Source organism: Allocoleopsis sp., from assembly GCF_036703385.1.
Taxonomy (GTDB): Bacteria; Cyanobacteriota; Cyanobacteriia; order Cyanobacteriales; family Coleofasciculaceae; genus Allocoleopsis.
Genome location: NZ_DATNPA010000743.1, coordinates 1 through 8,320 on the forward strand (window position 1 = coordinate 1; position 8,320 = coordinate 8,320).

Genomic DNA, 8,320 nt, shown 5'->3' on the forward strand with positions numbered 1-8,320 from the left:
TAGATGTTATTCTGAACATGGCAGAAGAACTGACCTTAAGTTTCCCACCAAGCTCTAACATTGTTTATAAAAAATTAGCGACTTCAGATGGAGCACGACATCCTATCTCAGATACAGTTTTATTAGAAGCTGTTAACTGGATAGATGAACAAGTTAAGCAGGGGAAAAAGAAGGTATTAGTCCATTGTCGAGCGGGAATTGGTCGGAGTGGCTCGGTTGGCCTTGCTTATTGTTTTTACAAGAATTCTGCTTGGAGTTATCAACAAGCATTACAGTACATTTGGAGCAAAAAGGCAGATATTTATCCTCACCACAATCTCCAGGAAAGCTTGGAACGCCTTTTCCCACGAGAGAAAAGATAGCCTCCCTCTAAACCTTCACATTTCACCGCAACTTGAGATATCACAGGAGTGTTAGAAGCTGCCAAAGAGGTTTAACCATGCCCCAAAGAAAATCAGATGCACGGGAAACACTATTTTTAGAACCAGGTACATTGTGGGCAAAGGTGACTGAGCGAACTGAACACGCCCTCCATTGCGGTGCACTCCAGTCAATTCCGACCGAATGTAAGCTGGTTGAGCAAGGCGGCGTTAACTTCTTGGTTCGGGTTTTACCCAATCTTGCACGCAAGGAAGAAGCTAAGAAGAAACATGATAAACAAACGGCTACCTCCGGTAAGGAGTTCAACCCGTTTCTCCCTTACGAGGAAGATTTGTTTGTTGCGGACATTTCCGACACGCACCTGTGTCTGCTGAACAAATTTAATGTGATCGACCATCACCTACTGATCGTTACACGAGAGTTTGAAGAGCAGGAAACTTTACTAACTTTGCAAGATTTTGCAGCTATGTGGGCTTGCCTTGCCGAAATTGACGGTTTGGTGTTTTACAACGCAGGCAAGACGGCGGGTGCTAGTCAGCGACACAAGCACTTGCAATTGGTGCCGCTGCCACTGGTGCCGGATGGACTCCAAGTACCGATCGCATCCTTGTTCCCATCCATCCAATATCAGGGGACTATTGGTACCATCCCAGGCTTTCCTTTCGCACATGGGATTGCCTTCTGCTCAGGGAAACACGACGTGAACGGCACCGTCCAAAATGCGATCGCACAGCCAGACCCCTTAGAAGCGGCCTCTTCTACGCTGGAGGGATATCACTCCCTGCTTGACGCCTTGGGTTTGATGAGTGGCGATCGTGAGAACTCTAACAGACCATTGGGTGCCTATAATCTTCTCGCCACACGGGAGTGGATGTTGATCGTGCCACGCTCCTTGGAATCGTTTGAGTCCATTCCCGTCAACTCGCTCGGATTCGCAGGTACCCTGGCAGTACGTTCCGAACAGCAGATGCAGTTTCTTGTAGAACAAGGCCCCATGACAGCTCTGAAGAACGTCGCCGTACCCACTCCCACCTTATAAGCATTCATACAACTTAAAAAACAGTCCCCAATTTTAGGGGCTGTCACTCCGAAGAGCTGAATCAGAGTTATTTATGTTTAAGCTGTTATGCATTTAATTTGGGAGTTAGGCTTCAGCCTTTTTCTGGTGGGATGGGCATCCTGCCCGTCCAAGCTATGCAATGTTTTCTGCCGATTAGCTTAGAGTCTTGATGTTGGCTGACTTCATTCAAAGTTATAGCAAAAGGCAGAAGGCAGACGACAGAAGGCAGAAGATTTATTACTGCTACGTGGTCGTTTCAGCTGTTAACTCTGTCCTAACCTTTATGGCGACAGCTATAACTCGATAACATAGCATAAACTCGATAACATAGCATAAATCTTCACCTATTTCTCACTTTTATTAACTAAAATCTAAATCATGGTGTCTACTTAGACATTTTTAGAGTGATCTTTGAATGAAGGGCGTGCTATCTACGGAGATATCAACCTACCCGAAATCTCCACCTTTTCTCCACATTTCTTGGGTAGAATCTAAATCATGGTGTCTACCTAGAAATTCCCATACCGAGCTTTGAAACAAAATATCTTGCCCAGTAAGGCTTTGATGTATTCTCTATGCATGGGTGCATAACAAGTACGGTAAAGCCCAAATCCTTGCTTGGGTAAGTGTTTTAATTTACCGATTTTACGCAACTTAAATACCGAACACTTACACTTCCGATGAGTTGTCATCCTCAATTGCTCTTCCCATGAAACTAGTAGAATCCTATAGCTTTCAGTTTCAAGCACAGGAGTTGCCCCAGAAGCTGAGCCTAGTATCCCAAGAAATACTAACAGGCTATTTGCTCTTGGAGTTTCCTACTTTAGGTGGAACCAATAGCATGAATCCGTGGTATCTCGGCCTATCTCAAGGACAGGTTATATTTTCTGGAAATCAGCAACTCAGCTGGCAAGTGTTACTAAGGATATTTCAGCGTTATGTAGCACGTTTACAAAACACTGATGTCAGACGGGCTATTCGGGAATTGGAACAACGATTCTTGCAGGAAAAACACAAAATGCAATCCGTATTGCTTATCGAAGTACTGCATGAATTACAGCAGGTGAGTTCCATCACCCTAGAGGATCTGAGAGTAGCGTTGCGGCTGCAAGTTTTATCTGATTTTGATACCTATCTCTTCAATTATCCAGGCCAGGCTCAATTTTTACCATCCGCTCAACTGGATATTCAAACTCCCCTCCTAGGATTTGATATCGTGGATTTACTTTCCCAAGCTAAAGAACGAAAGTTTTTGTGGCATAAGCTTCAATCCACAATTCCATCAATGGAAAGTGTTCCTGTCCTTAATCTTGAGGTCGTTGAGTCTGCCAATTTAACAGCAACCCAGAAACAGTGGTTGAAGACCTTAACATCAGGTGAAAGAAGCTTGAATGAAATTGCATTGTATCTGACTCAAGATTCCCTGGAAATTGCCAAGCTATTTGCCAATTTAATCGGTAAGCGTTTGGTAAGCCTTAAGCCATCTACGGTTACATGTACTCCTGAAATTTTTGTCGTTGATGACTCACCTTTAATCCTAAAACAGTTTGAGACTTTAGTGACAAGCTGGGGATATTCAGTACGCTCATTTCACGGCCCGACAGCCGTCCTACAAGCCCTGGAAGATTCAAATCCTACCGCCTTCTTTCTTGATATTAATATGCCCGGTATAACGGGTTTTGATTTGGTCAAACAAATTCGCCGTCAACCTCAATTCGCTTCAGTTCCCATAATCATGTTAACGGCTGAACAATCGCTGACCAATAACTGGCGAGCGCGATGGACGGGTTGTCAATTCTTAAGTAAACCACTTGCACCCAACGATGTCCAAAGATTTAAAAAAGAACTCCGCCTATTACTGGCAGAGTTGCTACCACTGCACCAACCCAGTCAAGTTAAAAATCGTTGAGGATATCAAGCATGAAAACAGTTATCACTTTGGGATAAATCTAGGAGCGGGCGTATGCGATTCATAATTGTCGATGATAGTGCTGTTGATCGGCATTTTTTGACTTCATTGCTTGAAGAAATGGGACATCAAGCTGAGGCATATGAAAATACAGTCGGTATCCTTGAAAAGCTGAAAACCGGTGAATATACATCTGTATTTTTGGACATTGTCATGCCTGACAAAGATGGTTACAAATTTCTCAGGGAATTGCGATTGAATCAACACACCGTCAATCAGCATGTCATTCTCTATTCTAGCAAAAAAACGCCAATAGAAGTCAGTTATGGAATCAGGCGAGCTGGTGCGAATGACTATCTGACTAAGCCAATTACCCGTGAACACCTTGAAAAAACATTACAAAGCCTCTAAATGCTCGTGCAGCTTAGATAGCAATTTGTGCTTTGATGAATTCTTGTTGTTTGGTTGAGAGCATTGCTCCGCAAATATTTAAACCTAAAAATCTGTACCTTACGCCGCTGAAAATTGCTATCAATTCTCATGGATATTTCTGTAGATGTCGAAACCGATTCCTTATCTTTGAAGTCCTTTCAAGACCGTTACATTCTTACCCAAGTGGGACATCAAAAAATTGTTTTCCCATCTCAGTGGGTTGCGGAAATTATGCTCATTGAGCGATCGCAAATCCTCAATTTGCCATTCTATGACTCCAGGGTTCTGGGGGTCGTTCACCGTCAGGGCGGTATTATCCCCCTTGTGACCCTCCAAGTTGCCAACCCCATGAGCCAACGACCAAGAATTCAAGAAACGCTGACAGCGATACGTTTGAGTCAATTAGTCAGCGAACTTGCTGGTGTGGGGCTAATCGTCGATCAGGTGATTGGTAGTATTTCCCAAGAAGAACTATCAGCCAAGGAGCAGAAAGCAACAGAATCATCCAATCCTCAAATAGAAGTATTTCAACCAGAGAGTATTTCGCCGTCTATTTGGCAACCTCGATGATGACAGTCCCAAGGCTTTCTAGCTTTGCAATCAAATCGTTTGATATAGGCATGTGTTTTGAAGGTATCCTATGAAACTACGAAATAAGGTTTTGTTGAGCCTTGGACTGGGACTTGTTAGTTTATCAACAAGCTTTTATTTTATTTCCAGAACTTTATTGACTAAAAGTTATATTGCTCTAGAAAATCAACAAGTTGATAAAGATGTTCAACGGGTTTTAGATATCTTAGCGACCCACCTGGATAACATCTCGCGTCAGACTCGCGATTATTCACGCTGGGATGACTCTTATAAGTTCATCATAAATAGAAATTCAGCCTATATTAACAGTAATTTTACTAACGATCACCTCACTAATTTAAGACTCAGTGCAGCGATATATATCAATAAATCAGGTAGGGTTGTTTTTTCCCAAGGTGTAGACTTTAATCAGAAAAAAGAAGTCCCTGTTTCTCAAGCCTTTCTCGCTCAGCTTTCGTCTTCAAGCCCTTTACTAAAGCATCCCAACCCCAAAAGTGAGCATTTAGGGTTTATTCAACTCCCTGAAGGGCCAATGATGCTGACTTCACAACCGATTGTCACGAGTGAAGGAGCCGGACCCATCCGAGGAACTTTGATTATGGGTCGTTATCTAGATCAACCGTTTATTCAGCAATTGAAAGAACTCACCAAGCTGCCTAATATTAGGCTGGAGCCATTCGATGCTAAACAGCTTGCTCCCGATTTTCAGGCCGCACAGCAGGCTTTTGCCCAGGGAAAAACTTCCTTTGCTCAGCCCCTGAGTAAGGACTTAGTTGCTGGCTATGCCTTACTCAAAGATATTTCAGACAAACCTGCATTTCTATTACGAGTAACCGAACCCAGAACAATGTATGCCCGAGGGCAAGCAAGTTTAAATTACCTTGTACTCGGAATCCTGTTGCTGGGTTCAATGTTTAGTATTGCTATTATTTGGTTTTTAGAAAAATCAATTTTGTCACGTCTGAGTGCCCTCAATGCCGATGTTAGTCAGATTGGAACTAAAGGAATTTCGCAACAAAGAGTGGTTTTACCCGGTAGTGATGAACTCTCTAATTTAGCAACCACATTCAACTCGGTATTGGATCGACTAGAGAAATCTCAGACGCGATCGCAGGCTTACGCTAAAGGATTGCAGGAACACAATACCATCCTGGCGGAACTGTCTCGTGATGAATCACTCGTGCAGGGAAACTTAGAGCAAGCCGCCAGACTATTTGTTAAAGCAACGGCCCAAACGCTAGGTATCACTCGCGTCAGCATTTGGCTGTATAACTCTGATCGCTCAGAGATTACCTGTCTCGATCTATATAACCGCACGTTGAATCGGCATCTTGCAGAGATGACGCAGCATCAAGCCGATTTTCCCAAGTATTTTCAGGCGCTGAGCAAGAATGAACCCATCATAGTTAATGATGTCGGTCACGATCCTCGAACTCGAGAATTAGCACAGTCCTATCTGACACCAAACAACATTGTCTCGCTGCTGGATCTTCCCATTCAAATGGGGGGCTATCAGGCCGGGATTATCCGTTGCGAACAAGTGGGAACTCGACGGCAGTGGCACATGGAAGAGCAGACTTTTGTTTACTCCATTAGCAGTCTGCTTGCCCTCGCCTTGCAAAGCAAGATTCTGCAAGATGAAGTAAAACACCTTTTAGATGTTGTTTTGCTAGCCGCAGATGGTAACTTGACAGCTGAGGCTAAAGTTAGCGATCACATTACCGGACTGGTCGCAGATACATTTAACCGCTTCATTGAACGACTGGCTGAAGTCTTAGACCAAGTTTTGACAGCAGCACGTCAAGTGTCGCAGGGAGCAAACCAGCAAGCCGGACTGGCTGAAACAGTAGCAACGAATGCCGAACAACAAGCTCAGTCCGTCGGACAGGTGTTGAACTTGACGGAACAAATGGAAAACGCCGCTCAATGTTCTGCTGAACGAGCAACAGCATCGAACGAATCGCTACAAACGGTGTCTACTACATTGATGCAGGGGCAACAGGCGATCGCAGCCTTGAAACAAGGCATCATTATTTTGCAGGAAGGGACTGACCGAATTGTGCAGCGGATGAAGACGCTGAGGGAATTTGTGGGTTTAGCCGATCAATTTGTGCAAAACCAAAACCAGATTGCTTTTATCACACAAACCCTATCTTTGAATGCGTCGCTTGTAGCAGCAAGAGCCTCCCAACAGCGTGACCCCAGACAATTTGTGGTTGTTGCCCGTGAATTTGACTCGATTGCCGATCAGGTGAGTAAGCTAGCTCAACAAACCAGTGAAGGACTGGCAGCTCTTGAGCAACAGAGTACTCAAATTCACACGGCTGTATCAGCGGTCGATGGTGATGTGCAGGGTTTGGGTGACCTCGTCAAGCAATTTACCCTAGGTGTTGAGCAATCGAATCAAGTCTTCGATCGCGTCCAGATGGTTACGGGCGAGGCTGTGCAAGCGGGTGAAGCGGTCACTCATTTCAGTCAGGAGATTGTTGAGGCCGCTCAACTCACGGCAATTGTGATGCAAGATATTGCTGAACTAGCCAACAAAACGGCAGAACTAACTCAAGTGGCTAGAGAGCGATCGGATCAAATGGATCTGCTGTCTGCTCAATTACTTCAGACTGTTCAATTCTTCCAATTATCCTCCGTCCTAGACAAGGATAGCGAAGCCCAACCAGACAGTGATGCCTTCGGCAATTCGCAAAGCGACCATCGTACTCAGGCACAGGAAATCACCTTAACCCTTCCTGCCCAATAAATCCCTTCCGGCTCAGCCATCTGCCTTGTCTCCCCTAAAAAAGGGGTATTTAACCCGGATTTGGTATAACTCAACTGATTGCCAAGGTACAGCAATTCCTACCGCGCTCTAACGTCACTCATTTCGGGCATACTCTATGGCAACCCTGCAAACAAAGCCGACTGTCGTTTCTCAACTCCAAGAAACTCAACCCAATGGGAATTCAGGGCAGTTCCCTACTCCCAAAGACCCAATGTTTAGAATTCGGCATAAGGTCAGCATCCGTGTCTTAGTTGTGACATCGTTTGTAGTGCCAATGGTCACAGCAGTAGGACTCACCGGCTGGCTTTCGATTCGCCACGGTCAACGAGCCGTGAATGAGATGGCTGGACGGTTGCAAACAGAGGTCAGCGCTCGTGTCTCAACCCATCTTGACTCTTACCTGAGTATCCCTCATCAGGTCAATCAAATTAACCTCGATGCGGTTGAATTGGAAGCGTTAGACTTACAAAACTTTGAAAAGCTGGGGAAATATTTTTGGAGACAAATGAAAGTCTTTAATATTGGTTATAACAACTATGCCAATAAGAAAGGCGAGTTCATTGGAATTGAACGTTTGGATGATGGAAATTTGTTGATTAATGAAGTTTCTCGTTCATCCACTCAAGGTAAGTTATACGTTTACCAAACCGATGACCTTGGCAATCGGACTAAGTTAAAGGAAACTAAGACCTACGATCCCAGAACCGAAGCTTGGTATTCTGATGCAGCACGAGCAGGTCATCCTCTTTGGACGGAGGTTTATCAATGGGAAGATAAGCCAGAAGTGATGTCTATCTCATCTAGCTATCCCGTGTATAACAATAAGAAAACCTTCCTGGGTGTGATTGGAATTGACTTAATCCTCTCGCAGATTAATAGTTTTCTCAACACGTTGGATGTGAGCCCTTCTGCAAAGCTATTTATTGTAGAACGAAACGGTTTAATTGTTGCGAATTCGGGAAAGTCACGACCCTATACCCTAGCTGAGGGTAAACCCCAACGAATTCAACCTGAAAACAGCTCTGATGAACTGATAAGTGCCGCCGCTCGATACTTAAAAAAATCAGTTGGGGGGGTTGAGAAGATTCAGAACAAACAACTGTTTAGCTTCAACTTTAAGGGAGAGCGACGATTCGTAAAGGTGACACCCTGGAAAGATAAATGGGGATTG

General features: G+C 44.3%; 7 protein-coding genes. All 7 read left to right on the forward strand.

Features of this window, described 5'->3' with window-relative positions; translation table 11 throughout:
• Window positions 1–362 (forward strand): dual specificity protein phosphatase (locus V6C93_RS35040; protein ID WP_333481317.1); only part of this gene is annotated, 362 nt, incomplete at its 5' end.
• A gap of 77 nt (window positions 363–439) precedes the next feature.
• Window positions 440–1,420, forward strand: coding sequence for an ATP adenylyltransferase family protein (locus V6C93_RS35045; protein WP_333481318.1), 981 nt, complete (start codon window positions 440–442; stop codon window positions 1,418–1,420).
• Window positions 1,421–2,150: 730 nt separating this feature from the next.
• Window positions 2,151–3,350, forward strand: a complete 1,200-nt coding sequence (locus V6C93_RS35050; RefSeq protein WP_333481319.1) for a response regulator — start codon at window positions 2,151–2,153, stop codon at window positions 3,348–3,350.
• A gap of 54 nt (window positions 3,351–3,404) precedes the next feature.
• Window positions 3,405–3,761 (forward strand): response regulator, encoded by a 357-nt coding sequence (locus V6C93_RS35055; RefSeq protein WP_333481320.1) that lies wholly within the window; start codon window positions 3,405–3,407, stop codon window positions 3,759–3,761.
• A 129-nt stretch (window positions 3,762–3,890) separates the two neighbouring features.
• Window positions 3,891–4,352 (forward strand): chemotaxis protein CheW, encoded by a 462-nt coding sequence (locus V6C93_RS35060; protein WP_333481321.1) that lies wholly within the window; start codon window positions 3,891–3,893, stop codon window positions 4,350–4,352.
• A gap of 70 nt (window positions 4,353–4,422) precedes the next feature.
• Window positions 4,423–7,128, forward strand: a complete 2,706-nt coding sequence (locus tag V6C93_RS35065) for a CHASE4 domain-containing protein (protein ID WP_333481322.1) — start codon at window positions 4,423–4,425, stop codon at window positions 7,126–7,128.
• A 136-nt stretch (window positions 7,129–7,264) separates the two neighbouring features.
• Window positions 7,265–8,320 (forward strand): PDC sensor domain-containing protein (locus V6C93_RS35070; RefSeq protein WP_333481323.1); only part of this gene is annotated, 1,056 nt, incomplete at its 3' end.

Bases quoted from the DNA above. Each gene is read 5' to 3' on its own strand.
- V6C93_RS35050 (WP_333481319.1), top strand. From the start codon at position 2,151: ATGAAACTAGTAGAATCCTATAGCTTTCAGTTTCAAGCACAGGAGTTG.
- V6C93_RS35060 (WP_333481321.1), top strand. From the start codon at position 3,891: ATGGATATTTCTGTAGATGTCGAAACCGATTCCTTATCTTTGAAGTCC.
- V6C93_RS35045 (WP_333481318.1), top strand. From the start codon at position 440: ATGCCCCAAAGAAAATCAGATGCACGGGAAACACTATTTTTAGAACCA.
- V6C93_RS35065 (WP_333481322.1), top strand. From the start codon at position 4,423: ATGAAACTACGAAATAAGGTTTTGTTGAGCCTTGGACTGGGACTTGTT.
- V6C93_RS35055 (WP_333481320.1), top strand. From the start codon at position 3,405: ATGCGATTCATAATTGTCGATGATAGTGCTGTTGATCGGCATTTTTTG.